The organism is Bacteriovorax sp. As-1 (assembly GCF_058446905.1).
Window position 1 is genome coordinate 2,671,658 of sequence record NZ_CP184341.1, and the last position, 18,688, is coordinate 2,690,345.

Annotated in this window: 24 protein-coding genes; 12 read left to right on the top strand and 12 right to left on the bottom strand. The window is 41.3% G+C overall.

Features of this window, described 5'->3' with window-relative positions; translation table 11 throughout:
- The first annotated feature begins 54 nt into the window (after positions 1-54).
- Both ACN20O_RS13580 and ACN20O_RS13585 read left to right on the top strand, forming a co-directional pair.
- A complete protein-coding gene (locus tag ACN20O_RS13580) occupies positions 55-1,113 on the top strand; it encodes a response regulator (RefSeq protein ID WP_491634465.1) in 1,059 nt (352 codons plus the stop codon).
- 9 nt (positions 1,114-1,122) lie between these two features.
- Entirely contained in the window at positions 1,123-1,794 is a 672-nt protein-coding gene (locus ACN20O_RS13585; protein ID WP_491634466.1) for a TatD family hydrolase, read from the top strand.
- On the opposite strand, the gene ACN20O_RS13590 is transcribed toward ACN20O_RS13585, so the two are convergent.
- Positions 1,699-2,352, bottom strand: a complete 654-nt coding sequence (locus tag ACN20O_RS13590; protein WP_491634467.1) for a methyltransferase — start codon at positions 2,350-2,352, stop codon at positions 1,699-1,701. The genes ACN20O_RS13585 and ACN20O_RS13590 overlap by 96 nt on opposite strands.
- Before the next feature lie 50 nt (positions 2,353-2,402).
- On the opposite strand from ACN20O_RS13590, the gene ACN20O_RS13595 reads away from it, so the two are divergent.
- From ACN20O_RS13595 to ACN20O_RS13615, 5 genes are read left to right on the top strand one after another with little or no spacing between them, the layout of a single operon-like run.
- Positions 2,403-2,762, top strand: coding sequence for a hypothetical protein (locus ACN20O_RS13595; protein ID WP_133566724.1), 360 nt, complete (start codon positions 2,403-2,405; stop codon positions 2,760-2,762).
- A gap of 9 nt (positions 2,763-2,771) precedes the next feature.
- Positions 2,772-3,260 carry a peptide-methionine (S)-S-oxide reductase MsrA gene (gene msrA, locus ACN20O_RS13600; protein ID WP_491634468.1) on the top strand — a complete coding sequence of 163 codons (489 nt, stop codon included), beginning with the start codon at positions 2,772-2,774 and terminating at the stop codon, positions 3,258-3,260.
- A gap of 5 nt (positions 3,261-3,265) precedes the next feature.
- Positions 3,266-4,657 carry an aldehyde dehydrogenase family protein gene (locus ACN20O_RS13605; RefSeq protein WP_491634469.1) on the top strand — a complete coding sequence of 464 codons (1,392 nt, stop codon included), beginning with the start codon at positions 3,266-3,268 and terminating at the stop codon, positions 4,655-4,657.
- A 13-nt stretch (positions 4,658-4,670) separates the two neighbouring features.
- Positions 4,671-6,035, top strand: coding sequence for a DNA recombination protein RmuC (locus ACN20O_RS13610; RefSeq protein ID WP_491634470.1), 1,365 nt, complete (start codon positions 4,671-4,673; stop codon positions 6,033-6,035).
- Between the two features lie 2 nt (positions 6,036-6,037).
- The gene (locus ACN20O_RS13615) at positions 6,038-6,520 is read left to right on the top strand and encodes an Mpo1 family 2-hydroxy fatty acid dioxygenase (RefSeq protein WP_491634471.1); all 483 of its coding nucleotides are present in this window, start codon (positions 6,038-6,040) and stop codon (positions 6,518-6,520) included.
- Here ACN20O_RS13615 and ACN20O_RS13620 read toward each other — a convergent pair.
- From ACN20O_RS13620 to ACN20O_RS13640, 5 genes are read right to left on the bottom strand one after another with little or no spacing between them, the layout of a single operon-like run.
- Positions 6,517-7,437 carry a 1,4-dihydroxy-2-naphthoyl-CoA synthase gene (locus ACN20O_RS13620; protein WP_491634472.1) on the bottom strand — a complete coding sequence of 307 codons (921 nt, stop codon included), beginning with the start codon at positions 7,435-7,437 and terminating at the stop codon, positions 6,517-6,519. The genes ACN20O_RS13615 and ACN20O_RS13620 overlap by 4 nt on opposite strands.
- The gene (locus ACN20O_RS13625) at positions 7,427-8,134 is read right to left on the bottom strand and encodes a hypothetical protein (RefSeq protein WP_491634473.1); all 708 of its coding nucleotides are present in this window, start codon (positions 8,132-8,134) and stop codon (positions 7,427-7,429) included. Before ACN20O_RS13625 ends, ACN20O_RS13620 begins: the two co-directional genes overlap by 11 nt.
- Positions 8,134-8,658 (bottom strand): DUF2878 domain-containing protein, encoded by a 525-nt coding sequence (locus tag ACN20O_RS13630; protein WP_491634474.1) that lies wholly within the window; start codon positions 8,656-8,658, stop codon positions 8,134-8,136. Before ACN20O_RS13630 ends, ACN20O_RS13625 begins: the two co-directional genes overlap by 1 nt.
- A 19-nt stretch (positions 8,659-8,677) precedes the next feature.
- Entirely contained in the window at positions 8,678-9,262 is a 585-nt protein-coding gene (locus tag ACN20O_RS13635; protein WP_491634475.1) for a flavodoxin family protein, read from the bottom strand.
- Positions 9,259-10,170, bottom strand: coding sequence for a hypothetical protein (locus tag ACN20O_RS13640; RefSeq protein ID WP_491634476.1), 912 nt, complete (start codon positions 10,168-10,170; stop codon positions 9,259-9,261). Before ACN20O_RS13640 ends, ACN20O_RS13635 begins: the two co-directional genes overlap by 4 nt.
- Before the next feature lie 83 nt (positions 10,171-10,253).
- On the opposite strand from ACN20O_RS13640, the gene ACN20O_RS13645 reads away from it, so the two are divergent.
- Together ACN20O_RS13645 and ACN20O_RS13650 are read left to right on the top strand one after the other, a co-directional pair.
- A complete protein-coding gene (locus ACN20O_RS13645; RefSeq protein WP_491634477.1) occupies positions 10,254-10,901 on the top strand; it encodes a hypothetical protein in 648 nt (215 codons plus the stop codon).
- Positions 10,902-12,200, top strand: a complete 1,299-nt coding sequence (locus ACN20O_RS13650; RefSeq protein WP_491634478.1) for a peptidase MATCAP family protein — start codon at positions 10,902-10,904, stop codon at positions 12,198-12,200.
- On the opposite strand, the gene ACN20O_RS13655 is transcribed toward ACN20O_RS13650, so the two are convergent.
- Positions 12,197-12,787: a glutathione S-transferase family protein gene (locus tag ACN20O_RS13655; RefSeq protein WP_491634479.1), complete on the bottom strand. Its 591-nt coding sequence runs from the start codon at positions 12,785-12,787 to the stop codon at positions 12,197-12,199. The genes ACN20O_RS13650 and ACN20O_RS13655 overlap by 4 nt on opposite strands.
- A 70-nt stretch (positions 12,788-12,857) precedes the next feature.
- Between ACN20O_RS13655 and rlmD the strand changes: the two genes are divergently transcribed.
- A complete protein-coding gene (gene rlmD / locus ACN20O_RS13660) occupies positions 12,858-13,997 on the top strand; it encodes a 23S rRNA (uracil(1939)-C(5))-methyltransferase RlmD (RefSeq protein ID WP_491634480.1) in 1,140 nt (379 codons plus the stop codon).
- Here the strand turns inward: rlmD and ACN20O_RS13665 are convergent.
- The gene (locus ACN20O_RS13665; protein ID WP_491634481.1) at positions 13,975-14,352 is read right to left on the bottom strand and encodes a response regulator; all 378 of its coding nucleotides are present in this window, start codon (positions 14,350-14,352) and stop codon (positions 13,975-13,977) included. The two genes, rlmD and ACN20O_RS13665, sit on opposite strands and share 23 nt — an antisense overlap.
- Before the next feature lie 90 nt (positions 14,353-14,442).
- Here ACN20O_RS13665 and pdxH point away from each other — a divergent pair, with 90 nt between their 5' ends.
- Together pdxH and ACN20O_RS13675 are read left to right on the top strand one after the other, a co-directional pair.
- A complete protein-coding gene (gene pdxH / locus ACN20O_RS13670; protein WP_491634482.1) occupies positions 14,443-15,045 on the top strand; it encodes a pyridoxamine 5'-phosphate oxidase in 603 nt (200 codons plus the stop codon).
- Positions 15,046-15,055: 10 nt separating this feature from the next.
- Entirely contained in the window at positions 15,056-15,469 is a 414-nt protein-coding gene (locus ACN20O_RS13675; RefSeq protein WP_102242890.1) for an HIT domain-containing protein, read from the top strand.
- Positions 15,470-15,481: 12 nt separating this feature from the next.
- Here ACN20O_RS13675 and ACN20O_RS13680 read toward each other — a convergent pair whose 3' ends face one another.
- From ACN20O_RS13680 to ACN20O_RS13695, 4 genes are all read right to left on the bottom strand, one after another.
- Positions 15,482-16,039: a hypothetical protein gene (locus ACN20O_RS13680; protein WP_491634483.1), complete on the bottom strand. Its 558-nt coding sequence runs from the start codon at positions 16,037-16,039 to the stop codon at positions 15,482-15,484.
- Positions 16,023-16,772: a hypothetical protein gene (locus tag ACN20O_RS13685; RefSeq protein WP_102242892.1), complete on the bottom strand. Its 750-nt coding sequence runs from the start codon at positions 16,770-16,772 to the stop codon at positions 16,023-16,025. The genes ACN20O_RS13680 and ACN20O_RS13685 overlap by 17 nt, the downstream gene beginning before the upstream one ends.
- A gap of 259 nt (positions 16,773-17,031) precedes the next feature.
- Positions 17,032-17,619 carry a hypothetical protein gene (locus ACN20O_RS13690; RefSeq protein ID WP_491634484.1) on the bottom strand — a complete coding sequence of 196 codons (588 nt, stop codon included), beginning with the start codon at positions 17,617-17,619 and terminating at the stop codon, positions 17,032-17,034.
- Between the two features lie 128 nt (positions 17,620-17,747).
- On the bottom strand, positions 17,748-18,662 hold the full coding sequence (locus ACN20O_RS13695) for a hypothetical protein (RefSeq protein ID WP_491634485.1): 915 nt from the start codon (positions 18,660-18,662) through the stop codon (positions 17,748-17,750).
- Between the last annotated feature and the right edge of the window lie 26 nt (positions 18,663-18,688).

The following is an 18,688-nucleotide window of genomic DNA, read 5'->3' on the forward strand; positions in this document are numbered from 1 at the left end:
ACTTTATACCGATGCGTATAGTGTAAAAAACCTGTATAATTTAAAACAAAAGATATGGAGAAAATACTACTTATTGTAGACGACAGTAAAGAGATAATCGACGTTGTCACCACGATTCTGAGTGATTTATTCGATAAAATCGTTACTGCGGGGAGTGTCCCCGAGGCCCAGAAGATTCTGGAAGAAACCGTCGTGTCTATGATTGTCCTCGATATCAATCTCGAAGGCAGAAATGGAGCGGAAATCGTGAAATTTCTGGTTGATAATCCAGACAATAAAAACAATGGATGTCCGGTTATTATCTTAAGCGGGATTATCAATACTCAATTTGCAGAGCGTTTTGGAAGCCGTTTTGCCGGCGTAGTGATGAAACCTTTTGATCACGCCAAACTTCATGAAATGGTGAAGGCCATTAGCGAAGGCAAAACTATTGAGCCAGAACCGGTTTATGATGACCTTCCCGCTGTGAAGTGTGAGCTTCCTTTTCCTATTCCTCAGCTAGAACAGCGAGTGAATAAGATCATGGAACAGGTGAAGAAAAATACTAAACTCAAGCAACTGTTTGCAGAATTAAAGATTGACCGTTCAGGCGATAACTACATCATGACCCATATTGGAATGTTGATCAATATTGCCACAGGTATTTCCATAAAGATGGAATGGAACACGGAAAAAACGCTTGAGAAATTTGTTTATGCAGCTTATCTGCATGATATGGCCTTATCAGAGCGACCAGACCTGGCAAAAATCAAAGGTAGTTATTTTGAGCTGGAGCTTTTAAAAGAGAAACTTTCTCCGCAAGATTTTAAACTTGTTCTCGAACACCCAAATATCGCTGCTAAAAAAATTGATGAACTCAAAGAGATCCCACCTGATGTCGGGATGATTGTCAGGCAACATCACGAATTGCCAAAAGAAAATGGTTACCCAAATAAGCTGGCCTATAATAAAATCACCCCACTGGCGACAGTCTTTATTGTCTCTCATGATTTGACACATTTTATTTTGGATAATCCGAAGTGGACGATGAAAGATTACATGGCCAAAGCTAAAATGAAGTTTAAAGGGCCGCACTTTGCAAAAGTTCTTTCCGCATTAAACGATCTGGCATAACCTTTAAGCATGTACCTAGACGTCCATGCCCATCAAAAATCTAACGATACGCAAATCCTGGTTGGTGTTCACACCAAAGCGGTTCATCCGTGGGAATTGACCTTGCCGTTTGATCGCAAACACTTTGATGAGCAGTGGGAAATCTTAAAAGCAGACACCAAGGATATCGTCGCAATCGGAGAGTGTGGGCTGGACCGCGTTCATGAGGGGATAGCTTCAATTGATGACCAGGTTTATGTTTTGCTTAAGCATTTTGAACTCGCCAGTGACTTAAAACTTCCTATTATCATTCATTCCGTCCGCACACATTCTGATCTCCTGGGGATTTTAAAAAAAATCAAGTTCCAGCAGCCGGTTATGCTTCATGCTTTTGGCGGCAATGAAAAAGAGATGCATGATTATCTGAAATACGATGTGATTTTCACCTATGGGAAGAGGATTTTAAAAAACGATTCTATGCTCAAAATCACTCCCTTAAATAATTTGATGTTTGAAACTGGAGATCAGACTGAGTTTTCTATTGCCGATATTTATCAGCAGGGAGCAAAGAGTCTTGGAATGGAAGTGGAAAAACTAGAAGAGCAATTATACGCTAACTTCAAGCGGGCTTTTAACCAGCTCGACGATGTTAGTGCCTCTGACTTCATCAAGAATCTGAACATCCGCAAATCCCAGGGATAGATCCTTAATCTCATCGAAAAGATTTCTGCCATGATGTGAGCCCGGTCTCACTAAAAGATAAGCGCGTCCACTTGGTTTTAATGAAAAAAGAACAGCTTTGATAAGATTGTTAAAGTCACTGTCGATAAAAAAGCGACAGCGGTTTTTAAATTCGTTGGGAGAAAGGAGTCCTTCACCTAAAAAGAAGTAGGGAGGATTGGAAATGATCACGTCGTAGTGATCTTTAAAATCTTCATTCAGTAAATCGGCATAATTCATATTGAGAAAACGAAAGTGTGAATCTTCAGTTTTGGCCTGAATGACGTTTTCTTCAAAGTGTGGAAGATAGACATCCTGAACTTCCAGGAAATCGATTTTCTTTAAAGCGCGCAGGTGAAAATTGAGCTCCAACCCCACGACTCCGCAGCCTGAGCACAGATCGAGAACCTTTAAGGTCTCAGGTTCCGGGTGAGAACCCAGTTTTAGAGCGACTTTCTGGGCAAGAAACACTGAGTCTAGCGAAAAACGGTAGTCCTCGGGCTGAGAATAGTCGTAACTGTAGTGAGTATTTTTGATCATTTGTTTTTTATTATCTAAAATAGTGGAATGAATCAACAGGGAGTTTCGTTTTGGATGTCATGCAAGTGCTTCATATCCCAATCATTGCGCTGATTAATTTGGGATTTATTTATCTCTGGAACCTAAAAATGAGACAAAGGGCCATGAGAACTCCCAAAGTGTGGCTTGCGGCCCTTTTTGGCTCGCTGTTTAATGTTTGGGGGCTAGACGTTATTCAAAGAGATTTTGTCGTCGATTCTCTTCCCAATATGATCAAAGTAAGTGCCGGTTGCTGGTTGGTTTTTGTCATTGCTACCAATGCAAAATACCTGGTAATTTATGGTTGGTCTAAGCGCGATTTTTGGCTAGACTATGGCGGGGATTTGCTGAGCTTTATCCTGGCAGGAATCCTGATTTACGTTTCAACATAAGGCGGTTGTATGGCAAATGAAAAAGCACTTTTAGGGGCCGGATGTTTTTGGGGTGTGGAACATATTTTCCGCACAATTCCCGGAATTGTTTCAACTGAAGTTGGCTATGCAGGTGGCACGACTAAAAATCCAACATATCAGGAAGTCTGTACGGGCGCGACTGATCATGCAGAAGTTGTTTTGGTTGAATTTGATCCATCAGTAATTTCTTACGAAGGTGTGCTCGATGTATTTTTCAGACTGCATGATCCGACGACATTAAATCGTCAGCATAACGATATCGGCACTCAGTACCGTTCGGTGATTTTCACTTATTCGGAAGTGCAGCTGCAAAAAGCAAAAGACTATGTGGCGAAGGTTGATGGCTCTCACGTTTTTAAAAATCCAGTGGTCACACAGGTCATGATGGCGCCTGAGTTTTTTACGGCGGAAGCTTATCATCAAGACTATTTAATTAAAAATCCTTCGGGATATATGTGTCACATTCTAAGACCGTAGGCGAGATGGAAAATCTAAACGCACTTTTTAAACTTCAAAGCGATAACCGTTGGGCCATGTCTCAAACGAGTGCTTCGCAGAGAAAAGACCTCCTGAAAAAACTTAAGGCCTCTGTTGAGTCCAGAAGAGAAGAGATCAAGGCCGCTTTGTATGCGGACTTTAGAAAACCGTATGCAGAAAGTGAATTAACTGAAATTCATACGGTAATTGATGAAATCAATTTTGCCGTGAAGAAACTTTCCTCTTGGATGAAGCCAAAACGCGTGGGTACTCCCATAGCTCTTTTTGGTTCAAAATCTTATATCCACTACGAGGCCAAGGGAGTGGTGCTGGTTTTGGCCCCATGGAATTATCCTTTTGCTTTACTCATCAATCCATTAGTGGCCGCGATCGCTGCAGGAAACTGCGTGATTGCCAGACCTTCGGAAAAAACTCCGGCGACTAGTTTGATCCTTAAAAAAATCATTAATGAGGTTTTTCCTGAAAACGTTGCCCGGGTAGTGATTGGAGAAATAGACCTGGCCGAAAAATTAATGGAGCTTCCTTTTGATCACATTTTCTTTACTGGAAGCACTCAGGTCGGAAAAAAAATCATGCTAGCAGCTGCGAAGAACTTAACTCCAGTGACCTTGGAGTTAGGTGGAAAATCGCCGGTCATCATCGACCGCGATGTCGACCTAAAAGACTGCGCAGAGAAATTGTTCTGGGGAAAATTTATGAATGGGGGGCAGACATGCGTGGCCCCAGATTACGTTTACATCCCGGAAGAGCTTAAAGAAAAATTCATCGAACTTTTTAAAGAACAAATTGAAAAACGTTTTGGAGAGACTTCACTTGATCGTTTAAAAACTGAAGACTTTGCCCGCATTATTGACGTGAAAGCTTATGAACGTCTGGCACTGAAGATTAAGGATGAAAAGAAGCTCTTAACTGACCAGCCACTAAAAGATGAACGTTATATTCCGCCAACACTGTTGACGGACGTAAACCTTAATAGCCCGATTATGGAAGATGAAATCTTTGGGCCGATTATGCCGCTTTTAACCTACAAGAATGTTGAGACGGTAATTGAGTACATTCAAAAGAACCCTAAGCCACTGGCGCTTTATGTATTCTCAAAAAATAAAAAGATGATTAAGAAGGTTTTAAACAGCACGACTTCTGGTGGTGCTGCCATTAACCATGTGGTTCTTCACCTGGCCAATCCTCATCTGCCTTTTGGCGGAGTCGGGCATTCGGGGCTCGGAAGTTATCATGGTGTATTTGGCTTTAAGACTTTTTCTCACGAAAGAGCAGTCCTTCATCAAGGGCGATTCACTCTTTCAAATTTATATTTTCCCCCTTATACAAGCTCACTGAGTAAGCTTGCTTTTAAACTTCTACGCTTTTTAGAGTAGAACCGGAGACTTCATGCAAATTGTCCTTGTTGTATTATTAGTTGCTGTTTTATTGGGTATGGCCCTTATTTTCTTGAAAGTTAAAAACCAGGATTTCAGTTTCCTAAAAGATGAACTAAAACCTTTATCAGATAAACTCGTTCAGCTAGAGACTAATATGCTTGCCCGTTTTGAAAACCAAAAAGAAGTGACCAGGCTTCAGGTTTCAGAAATTATTGAAGAGAAATTTAAAAAGATTGCGGCCGAGCAAAACAAGACCTCTCAGGAAATTATCGAAAAGTTCGGAAATTTTCAGCATGTCCTGACTCATCAACTTGTGGCAGTTAACGAAAAGATGACTGGTGAACAAGTCGTGATGAAAGAGAAGATGACTCAAGACCTGGTGATGATGAAGGAGCGCATGACTCAGGATCTGGTGGGAATGCGTGAAAAGATGACTCAGGAACTTGTGGCCATGAGAGAAAAGATGGCCCTTGAATTAACCAGTACTAATGAGAAGCTTACAAAAAGTATGCAGGATAAACTTAACGAGATTTCTGACCGCGTTCGCGAAAATTTGGATCAGGGCTTTAAGAAAACCAATGAAACATTTACCAGTGTTATTGAACGACTGGCGAAAATCGATGAGGCCCAAAAGAAAATCGAGTCTCTTTCAACAAACGTCGTGTCTTTGCAGGACGTTTTAACGGATAAAAAAAGCCGTGGGATTTTCGGAGAGGTTCAGCTTCACCAGATCCTGAGCTCTGTTTTTGGTGAGAAAAACGACAACGTCTATAAACTTCAATTCTCTCTTTCAACAGGCGTGATCTGTGACTCTATTATCTTTATGCCAGGGACAATGGGCAACATCGTTGTCGACTCTAAGTTCCCGCTGGAAAACTACCGCAAGATGATCGATTTGAATTTTACAGAGATCGAAAGAAAAGAGTTTACCAAAGAATTTAAAGCGAACGTTAAAAAACATATTAACGATATTTCTGAAAAATACATCATTCCAGGTGAGACGACTGACCAGGCAATTTTATTCCTTCCAGCGGAGGCAATCTTTGCTGAAATCAATGCTTACCACCACGACATCATCTCTCACGCTCAAAGTAAACGCGTATGGCTGGTGAGCCCGACAACATTTATGGCCACGTTGACAACCATTCAGGTCGTGATCCAGAACGTAGAGAGAAGCAAGTACACCAATATCATTCACCAGGAATTAAATAAGCTAGGTGAGGAGTTTGGCCGTTATAAAATCCGTTGGGACAAACTTGCTCAGCACATTGATAACGTCAGCAAAGATGTTAAAGACATTCATACGACGACAGAAAAAATCACTAACAGATTTGGACAGATTTCAAATGTTCAGATTGATACCCTGATCGAGTAATTATGAGAAACCTGGAAAGTTACATTAGCGAATACTCTGAATCACACCAGAACCCGACCAACATTATGATCCATAAGATCTGCGTGCCGGCGATTATGTTTAGTCTCTTGGGTATTTTAAAAGCACTACCAGTTCCTGCGAGCTGGCCTTTGTGGCTTGATTGCAGCACGATTTTTATTATTCTTTCTTTTATTTATTATGCGACTTTTAGAAACATCAGAGTGATTGCAGCTATTTTAGTTTTAGTCATTCCGATGGTGCTTTTGCTTGAGCTTATGAGGCCACGTTTTCTTTTAATCAGTTTAGGGATTTTTATCGTGGCATGGATAGGGCAGTTTATTGGTCACAAGATTGAAGGGAAGAAACCGAGTTTTTTTAAAGATTTATTCTTTCTTTTAATTGGGCCGATCTGGACCATGAATACGCTTCTGGGCCAGATCGGAATTGATCTTAAAATTAAGAGTTCGAGCGAGCCGCTAAACTAGTAATGCCATGGATATTTAGTAAAATCCTTCGCTCTCTTCTCAACAAACGAGTTACGCCCTTCAAGTGCTTCCTCAGTCCCGTAAGCTAAGCGAGTTGCTTCACCGGCAAAAAGCTGCTGACCAACTAAACCGTCATCAACCATGTTGAAACCAAACTTTAGCATTCTCATCGCTGTTGGTGACTTCGAGTTCATTTCGCGTGCCCATTCAAGCGCAACTTTTTCCAGCTCATCATGGGCGATAACAGCGTTAACCATCCCCATCTCAAAAGCTTCCTGAGCAGTGTAGTTTCTTCCTAAAAAGAAGATTTCGCGTGCACGTTTTTGCCCGACCATGCGAGCAAGGTAAGCTGATCCGTAACCAGAATCGAAGCTTGCAACATCCGGGTCAGTTTGTTTAAAAATCGCATGCTCTTTTGAAGCAAGAGTCAGGTCGCACACAACGTGAAGACTGTGCCCTCCACCCACGGCCCATCCTGGGACAACAGCAACAACCACTTTAGGCATAAAGCGAATTAAGCGCTGAACTTCAAGAATGTGCAGGCGTCCTAAGCGTGCCAGGTCAACTTTATTGTTGCCTGTGCCGTTGTGGTCTTGCCCTTCATATTTGTATCCATCTTTTCCACGGATGCGCTGGTCTCCACCTGAGCAGAAGGCCCATCCGGCATCTTTTGGTGAGGGGCCGTTTCCAGTTAAGAGAACAACTCCAACGTCGGCAGAGATACGGGCATGCTCAAGAGCTGTGTAAAGTTCATCAACGGTCTGCGGGCGAAAAGCATTTCTTACCTCCGGACGGTTGATTGCAATTCTCACTGTGCCCTGGTCTTTAGCACGGTGGTAAGTGATGTCTTTAAAATTGAAGCCTGGGATTTCATTCCATAGGTTCGGGTCGAAAATGTCAGATACTTTATTTGTCATTGGTTGCTCCATGGTAACTCATTCTGATAGTTAGGTTTTGTGAATTGTGCTCGTCTGATTCGATTTCTGTGAGTCCGCGATAATGGACTAAGGTACGGTCGCTGTCTTTGTAATCCATCATGATTTCTCGAAGGATAGCGCGCAGGATCCAGTTTGAAACAGTGAAGGCAAAACGGCTGTGACCTTCAATGACACCTTTTTCTTTTTCAAAGTTAAAAGTGTAGGCTTCCGATTTTTTTGGAATCAAAAGTTTGATCCTGGCCTCTTTTGTATCGTAGTGATTGATAACAAAGTTGTGCAGGCCTAGCGCTGAAACCATTGTCGATTCATATTTAAAACTCTTAGCGTGGATGTTGCCAGTTTTAGTGTTGGTCGTTTTGATCATGACGTTTTTTTTGTGAATATCAAAATGAACTTCTGTTTTTTCATTAAAGCGGTGATCAATAAGAACGGTCTCCGGGACATAGAGGTCTTTAAAGAAGTTGGCCTTTAGCTCGGCGATGAGGTTGCCGTCGGTTTGTGAGTATTTAATCTGCACTTCATTCCATTCCCCCAGAGGTGATATTCTGACTTGTTGAGTTTCGATAAAGATCAGCTTTTTATCTTTATCAAAGGCTTCACCATTAATGGTGACCTCATCTGCTAAAAGAGCAGTGCTCACCAAAAAAAGTATGTGGATGAAGAGAGTTTTAATCATTAATATCCCTTAACCTTTTTAGAAATAAAAAAGCAAAGAGGGAAGAAAACCAACCAACAGGCCCCGTGGATCATGTAATACACTCCAAAAGGCTGATACAAGCTTAGAAGCATGAATTTAGCTCCAGTGATATAACTTACAGGAGCAAAAAAACCTCCGACAATAATCTGGGCCGGGATTTTGTTTCTGATTAAAATAAAAGTGTAAGAAATTGTGGTCGCAAAAAGAAACCAGATTCCTAAAAGCCATGCGGGTGGAAGTGTTCCGAGAAGTGGGTTGTTGAAAGTCAGGATACCTGTTTTAAAGAGAACTGTATCCAGGATGATTCCAATGGCAGCAATCAGTGTCACTTCGATAGCGTCTTTTTTCTTGTTGATTGAAACGCGCAAGAAATGGATGGCCATAACCAGAGCGAAAACCACCCAACCAATTACTGGTTGTCCTTTCCAGTTAGAAATCAGCATTGCCCACCAAGCGACGTAGAAAGCTAAAAAGTTAATGAACACAGATTTTTTTGTCAGCATTTTTTTCCAGGGTTATGGGCTATTTGATCCAAATTCTTTTTGGGTCTTTGTGATCGACTGGCCAGGTTTTATAATCAGTTTGTTGATTTAGGCTTACAAGCAAGTTGTGGACGATGATTTCTGTGTCTTCGAGACTCCAGAAGTCTTCAGCAAATGTCGATTCAGTGGTTAGCGCTAATTGCTGGGCAAGAGAATAGACCATGCCACTCATTGGCGGGATAAGAAGCCCTTGTGTGTTTAAGACTCCTTGAAGCCTTGATAAAACACCTTTTCCACCCACCGCGTGCATCGTGATTAAAACAGCTGCCGACTTTCCAACGAAAACATCAGAAGCCTCAAACTCAGTCGTCGCTTCTAAGAAGTACTGCATTGGGCTTCCCCAACTATCCCAGTAGGTTCCACTGGTGAAGATAAAACCGTGGGCCTCTTGAAGTTTTTCTTTTAATTCAGGAAGTGAGATTTTTTTATCCATGAAATCGTTGAGCTCAACAACTTCACATGAGGTACTTCTGTTTTTTAAGTGTTTTCTTAATTCAGTAATTAAATGTTCAGTGTTTCCGGATTTACCAGTTAGACTTCCATTTAAAATAAGAATCTTTTTCATGCAAAAATCTCCTGAGATTTTTCAAAGAAAAGTCTCAAATGGGTTTCATCTTCTTCCTGGAAATCAGGTGTGTTGAGTTTGTGGGCCGCAGACTTTGCCTCAAGAGGCATCTGCCACCATTCTAGAAGTTCAGGGAAGACTTTCGTCTCGAGCTTTTCATCTGTTCTGGTGAAAGCGTATTTAAAGCACTTAAAAAGATGAATCACGTAAGCATTCATATCTGAGACCACGTAGTCGAATTCAGATTTAAATTGTGAATCTTCTTTGAGCGATTTTTTTAAAAGCGGCTGATCGTAGACTTTATCCACTAGAGAATAAAAGCCCAATTGGCCTTTTAGGCTGTATTCGCTGTTAAAAAAATGATCTGCATGGTGAAGATCGTGAAGCACGAAACTTAAAGGATCACGCGAAGAGAGAACCAGCTGGTCGATCTCTTCGTGTTTTACTGTGAGAGTAATGCATCTGGTGTTTTTCACCTGCATGCGAAGAAGCTCTCTAGGGCTAGGAATATGAGTGAGCACTTCAATCTTCCATGTGCCCTGGGCCCAGTTAACCATCGTGCGGTTGACGGCCAAAGGGATACCTTTGAGGTTGAAGTATTGAAAAAGTTCGACGGCACTAATGCCTTCGAGTTTTTGTTTTTCCCATTCAGTTAACTGAAAACTCTCGGGGATAAGATCGAGAAGTTTTTTTCCGGAAACAGAGGGAGTGAACTTTTCTTTTTTTTGCAGCCAGTTCTTTTGGTGGCGGACTCTTAGAAACAGTAAAATATAGAGAGTGCAAAGTTCGAAGGGTGAGAGTCCGCGTTCAAGGAGTGCATCAATATTTTTAATCAGGGTGTGCCTGTGCGGGGCCAAAAAGCTTTCGGCCATCAGGACTTTTTTATAGGAACCCTGGCGGTTTTTCATTGTATAACCATCGGAAATTAATAGAGAATTCAAACCTTATCAACTCGCTCAAGTTTAGCCTTAAAGACGCCGATAAGTCCACTATGAAAAGCCTAAATACCATTACTTTTCTTTCGCTTTTGTCGCTGGGATTTCTTGGTGTTACTCGCTCTTACGCAGAGGAAAACACACAGGAGGCCGGTCATGAAATGATTAAAAATCTCCATGACGTCAGCACTATCAACAAGGAAGTCGAAGCGGCCGGGACTCTTCCAGCTAAATGCCCGGGGTGTGCCGAGAAAGAACCCGATTTAAAAGTGACGCTTGATAAAAAGAGTGTTGATTTAGGAAGACCATTTTACCGCCGCGATAATGAACCTTATGTTGTTTTTATCAAGCGCACGAGTGAAACACCGGCCAAGGTCGATCTGCCATTTAAAAACAACTACAGAACGTGTGCAAAAACTTATTTTGGTTCTAACCCTTACAACGGCTCAATCATTATCGATTGTTTAATGTACATGACTCAATACGTGGATGAAGAAATCTCGCTCAATTTAAAAAATCTTCCCAAGCTCAAGGCCGGGGAAGAGGATTTGATTGAAGTAAAGTTTTATAAAAGCGATATCAATTCAGATAAATACCGAATTGAAGTGAAACATTTTGGCGAGCCTTCCAGCAAAGAAGAGATCGATAAAAAGTTTTGGGGAAGCGGTTACAATGTCGGCTTCAAGGAAGCAGAAAAGAAATAGATGAAGGACCAGAAGTACAAGAATATTATCCTGGAGCTCTCTCTCATTTTAAATGAGCTGCAAAAACCCATTCAAATTCTCGATTCAGTTAAATGGTCAGAAGGTGTTGAAGACTTTCTGGTTAAAAATAAATTCAAAGAACTTCCCGAAATTTCCTATGACAATCGCCCCTTAAAGTATGATCCGGTTAAAAAACTCCAGGAGTTTAAAGAGCTGCGTTTGAAAATCCAGCGCGAGCTTGGAGCGAATGATCCATTGGGATTGATCATGACGAGAAACTGCATTCAGTATGAAGATGTTATCCGCATGCTGATGGCCAGAGGAAAGAGCGACTTTTACGATTATTCAAAAAAGCTTTACGGCAGTGCTAACGAAGTTATGGGAGACGGTAAAACGAAACTTAGCGACCTGGCCCATGTGATGAGTGGACTTTTAAATTCACTTGATGAAAATATCCTGGGGGAGAGCTTAGAGCGCACACTTTCTTCAGAGCAAGTAGTCGGTGAGCTTAAAATCCGTTTAGGTGAATATTTTAAAGACGAGCGCATAAAAATTAAACTCTCCGACGGAATCATCTCTGATGCCTCGGCCGGGTCTGATTATATTAAAATTAAAAGTGATCTAAGGTTTTCGAAAAAGGACCTGGATATTTTTGAAGTTCATGAAGGATGGGTTCATTTAGGGACGACTCTCAATGGACAAAACCAACCTTACGCTAAATGGCTCGCCAAGGGACCACCGTGCTCAACGGCCACACAGGAAGGTCTGGCGGTGACGATGGAGCTTTTTAACTTTGCCATGTTCCCAAGAAGGGCCAAGAGACTAAACGATCGCCTTGTCGCCTGCCAGATGGCCGAAGACGGAGCGGATCTTTTAGAAGTCATCAAGTTCTTTAAAGATAAAGGACAGGAAGATTACCAGGCCGTTAAAAACGCCGGCCGTATTTTTAGAGGAGCACCTCTTACTGGTGGATCTCCTTTTACGAAAGATATCTCTTATTTAAAAGGCTTTGTCATGATTTACAATTTCATGCGCATGTCGATTAAAGAGGGACGAGCGGATTTAATTCCATTTTTATTTGCCGGAAAAGTGACGTTGGATGAGCTTCCGGTCTTAAAAGATTATCACGACGAGGGTGTGATCACCCTGCCAAAATACCTCCCGCCGCAAATCAAAGACATGAACGGTCTGGCGATCTGGATGGCCTTTTCTAACTTCTTAAACCGTATGAAGCTGGAAGACATGTTCCAGGAGAAAAAGAATTTAGAAGTGACCAATCCATTCAGAAAGGTTGCTTAGGCCTTCGGGATATCTGTTTCCGCCACTCCCGGACAATTTTTAAATCGCTCCATGAAGTTTACTAAATCAGGGTGCTTTTTAATGTCATACATTTCTCTAAACTCCAGCCAGAAAAGCAGAGAGTAAAGACTCATCGTCAGGAAGTTCCAGTCTTTTGCCGGCTCCTGAGTTTTTGCCCACGGAGTAATCAGGTTTAAAAGAGAAGGCAGGCGCTCTCTTTGGCGTTCGATAAAGTAGTGGTTGCCAGCGTCGATATCAATGCCACCTTTTCTTAGAGAAAAAAGATTTACTGCGCTGGCAAGAGTCGTGTCGATGGCCGAAAGAATGTTCTCTTCTTCAATCGTCAGTGGTTTAAGACCTTTCTTTTTTGTAATGTAATTAAACATCACGCGCGAGTCATAAATCGGTTGCTCTTCATCCAGCATCATGGGAAGTTGGTTGAAGGGGTTGATCTCCTTTAAGTATTTATTTCCTTCTTCTTCAAAGTAATTCACTGGTCTGAATTCAACGGTCTTATCCTCCCATAGCAGCAGACGGATTTTTCTAACGTAAGGTGAAGTGAAAGAGCCGATTAATGTAAGTGCCATAAGTCATTTTCCTTTAAAGTGTGGTATGATAAAGCTACTTTTTAACATTTAAGAAATCAATTGGATTATTATGGACTGTCGTTGGTTTAAGACCAATCATTGCCGTTCTTGTGGACTCCTGAATCTTTCTTATCAGGAGACGCTGACGCTTAAAGAAAAGAAGCTACAAGCACTTTTCTCAGGCACAAAATTGGAACTAATGCCAACGGTGGGGGTTTTGGCAGCGGAAGGTTCGCGAAATAAAGCGAAGTTTGCAGTCTTTGGTGAGTTAGATCATATTCAATTTGGTTTTTACGACAGTACACTCCAATTCAGAGACTTGGAAGAATGTCCTCTACATATGCCAGGCATGAATGAACTTCTGCCGCATTTAAAGCTGGAGTTAAAACAATTTAAAATTCCACCTTACTCGCTGGCAGATAAAAAGGGAGAGTTAAAATACTTAATTCTTTCTAAGACAGAAGGGCGAGAAGAGTTTCTTCTGCGTTTTGTCCTGCGCTCAAAAGAATCACTGGATCGCTTAAGGAAAATGACGGCAGAGCTTTTAATAAAGTTCCCGACGATCAAAGTGGTGACGGCCAATATTCAACCGGAACACAAAGCGGTGCTTGAAGGAGATGAAGAGATTGTTCTCACGAGCGAGCAAAACATCACTCACGTTTTTGGTGATGTGACTTTAAGTCTTGGACCGAGAAGTTTTTTTCAAGTCTCGCCTGAGATTGCTGGCAAGCTTTATGAGGCCGCTGGAGATGTGGTGCGCGATTATCAGATCCAGTCGTTTCTGGATCTTTATTGTGGCGTCGGGGCTTTCTCATTCTTTGCGGCCCAAAATGCCCAGCGTGTATTCGGGGTGGAGATTTCTAAAGAGGCGATTGAGTCGGCCAAAAACGCGGTCGTTAAAAATAAAATCAAAGGTGAGATTGGTTTTGAGGCCCTTGATGTTGAAAAGTTTTTAGAGAGCCAAGGGGCTTCTTATGAGGCCATTTTAGTGAATCCTCCACGTAGAGGGCTCAATGAAAATATTGTGAATGCCCTGCTAAAGCTTGGCCCAAAAGTGATTATATACTCGAGTTGTAATGCTGAAACTCTGGCCCGCGATTATGAAATGATGAAAGAGCATTACTCGATTTCACGCGCGCAAATTTTCGATATGTTTCCTTATACGGAACACTTTGAAACGTTGATGGTTATGAATTATAAAGACGCTTGATTTCAGTGATAAGCAGTTTCTCATTGAAAGGCTTATTGAAGAAACGATTGTTGGAATTCGTCTTATAAAAATCAGCGAATTCCGGATAGTCTTCCAGGTCGCCACCTGAGAAGAGAAAGAAAGGAATGTTCTGACGAGTAGAGTTGAAGTGGTATAACTCACCACCTGAAGCGCGTGGCATTTTATAATCTGAAATGACTAATTGAAAATCGCTGTCCTGATTCAGGATGTCCATTGCTTCATGTCCATTCGATGCAGTTGTGATCTCGCAATCGACTTCGCTAGAGATCAGCATCTCGAATAAATCGAGTAGCATTTCTTCGTCTTCAACAATCAGGATTTTAAATCTTTTCATATTATTTTCTTTTTTTAATCTATCGGAATAAAGTAAAGTAAAGAGAAGACTACCAAGATTAATTTAAACTTAAGAAAGTTTAGGAATTATATGGATAACCTAATCAACTATTATCTAAACAAAGATCCATTAGAATCATTTTCCAGTTGGTACAATGATGCCAAGAAAGTAGAACAAAATCCAGAGGCAATGACTCTCTCGACGGTTGATACTTTTCACGGCCGCCCAGATTCAAGAACTGTTTTGTTTAAAGGTCTTTCAGAGGGAAAACTGACCTTCTATACGAACTACAAAAGCACAAAGGGGCGCGAACTAGAGGCCAACAATGAAGCTTGTTTATTGTTCTACTGGCACGTTTCTAAGCGTCAGGTTCGTATTCAAGGAACTGTCAAGAAAATGGATGAGGCCAGTTCCCGCCGTTATTTTCAGTCCCGCGACAGACAAAGTCAGCTGGCATCATATATCTCTGATCAGAGTTCTCCGATTGCTGATAAAGACGCTCTGATGAAAAAACTGGAAGAAGCAACTAAAGCATTTGATGGAAAGGATGTTCCACTACCCGCGACCTGGGGAGGCTTTTATTTTGAGCCTTATGAATTTGAATTTTTTGTCTATGGAGATTATCGTATTAACGACCGTTTCCTTTTTACAAAACAAAACAACGATTGGATGATCACTCGTTTACAGCCTTAGGAAGAGATTTATGAACGCCAATAGATTTACAGTTGACCCAGTCATTGAGCAGAACTCAGTTTTTATTGCAAACTTGGGTCTTAGTACTGTCTTTTTAAAAAACGATAAAGAGAACCCGTGGTTCATCCTGGTTCCAAGAAAGACAGGTGCAATCGAGTTGGTTGATTTAAGCCACGAAGAACAAACCATGCTAATGGAAGAAATTTCGATTGTCTCGGAGTTTTTAAAGTCACACTATCAGCCGCATAAATTAAATGTCGGATCATTGGGGAATATCGTTCAGCAGCTACACATCCATGTCATTGCCAGATACCCTACAGACAGAGCGTGGCCGGGACCCATTTGGGGATCACCGACCACGATTGAATTTGATGAACTTGAGCTTGAAAACTTGAAGTCGAATTTTTCTGAATACGTCGAGTAATTCTTATAATTTTTAGGCCACTTTATTATTATCTTCAGTCGTGCCGGCAATGGTTTTTTCTGTTCCACCGGCACCGATTGAGTCAATATATTTATTGATAGATTCCGGTACTTCCTGGAAAAAGTCGTCATCACGGAAATAAATCTTTTGTTTAAGCGGAGCACTCTCCATTGCGGCCTGAGTAAAATAACGTTGCAGACGGTATAAAGGCCCCGCGATCTTGTGTGAGTAGAAGAGTCCCCAGAGTCCAGCGATTCCCGAGATGCTTAGGGCCACTACTATGAATACGTTTGTCATAAATTGTTTCTGTTCGTGAATCATTAAAAAGAAAGGGTGATCAGGAGGAAGATTAAGAGCTTCTCCTCGCTGCATATAAGAGTGGAAAAAGTAATCGTTTGCCAGATAGATCACCGACATTGAGCAAATCGAAATCAACAACAGTGAGATCATGAACTGGATCTGGAAGTCGTTGTTGATCAAGAATTTCTTTTCACGCAATAATAAGCTGACTAGCGGGATTCTTTTTTTAGTTGTTTGCATAGTGTGGTCCTGATTATTGATTGTTCCCATAGATCATTTCCTCTTTTTCATCTTGGTTGTAATTCATTTCAATTAACTTATCTTCAATCGACGGGCCATCTTTAACGTCGTCGATGAAATCATCTACTTCTTTCTTTTTAGTCTTTTTGAAAGAAGCTACAGTACGGCTGATGTCTCCTTGAGACTTGAACGCCATGATTCTATCCATGAAAGAGTCTTCGCGGATCAGCTCGTTGATGTATTCAATTTCTTCCATGTTCAGACCGTTTTCAGCAAGCGATTTGATCATGTTGATTTCCGGATAAGTGTAATTTTCCTGAATCATCAGGTAATACACGAAACGCGGGTCCCACTTTTCAGTGTTAGTCACAGTTTCTTTTAACTTGTTTTTCTTCTCAATGATTGCGTCCTGGATGCGCTTGATGTCTTTGATGGTGCTATTGCGGTCCATATAACTTTGTTCCAGCATGGCCTGCAATTCTTTGACACCTTCTTTTGTCTCGTACCCTTGTTTGGCAGTCTTGATTTCTTCGCGAGTAGAGTCGTCAATGCGAACGTTGTTCTCATTAATAACGGCTCCGATTTTGTCCAGGTCGCGCTTTCTTTTAGCTGAAAGCACACTCCCTTCAGATTTAAGATTCTCATCAAGAACTTCAGCACTTGTCACTTGTGCCTTTTGTGAGCGATCGTTGTCTTTTAGGAAGAAGTAGACTCCCCAAAGAACCAGAAAGCTCGTAAAGGCCAGAATGGAGATTGTTCTCATAATGGTTTCTTTCTTTGATTGTTGCGATTTTGTTCTAAAGTCCAAAAACGTGCAGCTGACAAAATCCCAATGTTGATTGAACCTATTTTAGAGAAATGAGTGAGAGCATCAATAGGAGTCGGGGATACTTGGAGAAAAGTGAAGGGATACGAGGGCTTGAGGGCGATTTTAAAGAAAATTTAGAGTCTTTGAAAATTCCGAAAAAGTGGCAAAAAAAAAGGGCAGGATGACCTGCCCTTAAGATTGCGAAGCTAAAATTTTATTTTCCGACACTTGCAGGCATTCTTCCGCCAGTCACCGCCTTTTCTTCAACTTTTTGAGCAATGGCCTCATTGCCTTTAAGTTGGATAATTGCCAGCTGGTCGTTTGATTTTCTAAGCTCTAGAGCAAGCTCAGTATTAATCTTAATAAGGTTTTTCATATCTTCTGCAGGTTTCATCTTTTCAAGTTGTCTTTGGTATTCCATAACAGTTCTCGTCTTAGCAACCAGCTCCTTTTTCAGGTAAGCCGTCTCTTCGCTATAACGCTTTTCAGTTAAAGCAGTCATTTTATCAGTATTAATTGATTTCTCGATTAAACGATCTTTTGATTTTTTTAGCTCTTCTTCAAGATATGTGATTTTTTCTTCATAAAGTCTTTGTTGCTGATCCAGCAGTTTATTAAGGTTGGCAATCTTCATGTCTTTTTCATTATCAGTTACTGCCACTTGCTGATTAGGGAATTTATACTCTGAAACCGGGTAAGCAGCATATGATGCTTTTCCACCTTCAGTATAAAGAACTTCCTTGGCCTGCACAGAGACTGTTGCAACTGTTAATAATGTCAGGATTAGTAGATTCGCCTTCATAAGTTTTTCCTTTAGTAGTTTAAGGTCTATGAAGCTTGTCGGTGAGGGAGGGAAAATACTTTAGTAAAAAACTCGGTAGATCCAAATAAAAAGGCCCGGGATCACCCAGGCCTTTGATTATTCTAGATTTATAGACTCTCTGGAGTCGCATCCCAATGTGTAGATGGAACGCCTTTTTTGTTAATTTTAACAACTCTTGAGTAAGAGTCCAGGATCTCGGCCAAAAGAGCAGACTTGTCTTGCTCTGAACACTGATCCCCACAGGCCTTCAGCATTTCAGCAGTAAAGATGGCACCAACAGTATAAGGTCCGTTTAGGTTTTCATCACAAGCGTAGGCCCCTTCAAGGTTATGACCTTCCGGGCATTTTGAGTGAGTGAAACCAAGGCTTACACCATTACCGTCACTGTGGCGTGCTTCGTGGAAGAAAACACCAAGACGGTAGATAGAGTTTGCTATAGCTTCTTTGTTTGTCTTGTTAGGGTTAATCTGAGGCATGAAGAGACCTTCGCCAATCTGGATGATTCCCACTCTTGGAGATTCAACGACAGCTTTGATTGATTTCTTTAATAAACCTCTTGAGATCTTTAGAGAGTAAACTTGCTTCTGTTGCTTACCACCCATATAGATACCAGCACCGATGTTACTCATAACTGTGATACCTTTTTCTTCTTCTTCGTTGATCATGTTGTTAGCAAGACCATATGGTAGAACGTCTTGGTTTGGAAATGTAACTCCAGATCTCTCAACAGAGACAACTTTCTTAATAAGAAGTTTTGGAAGTGTGAAAGCGTTTTCTTCGATAACGTAGTTAACTCTTTCTGATAACCAGCCTGTTGCTGAATTAGTGTCAACCTTGCTAAGCCCGATGATCTTTAGATCTTCAGCAGACGTGTCGCCTTTGAATTTAAGGTTATCCAGGACGTTTAAGTCTTTTTCGATTAAATCTCTAAGATTAGATTTAACACCTTTTGAAACAATGATGTCGCTTGCGTGAGTAAGTGCAGACGTGGCCAGAAGTGAAGCTAAGATGATTTTTTGCATGATTTTTCCCCGTGTGTGTAAAGCCT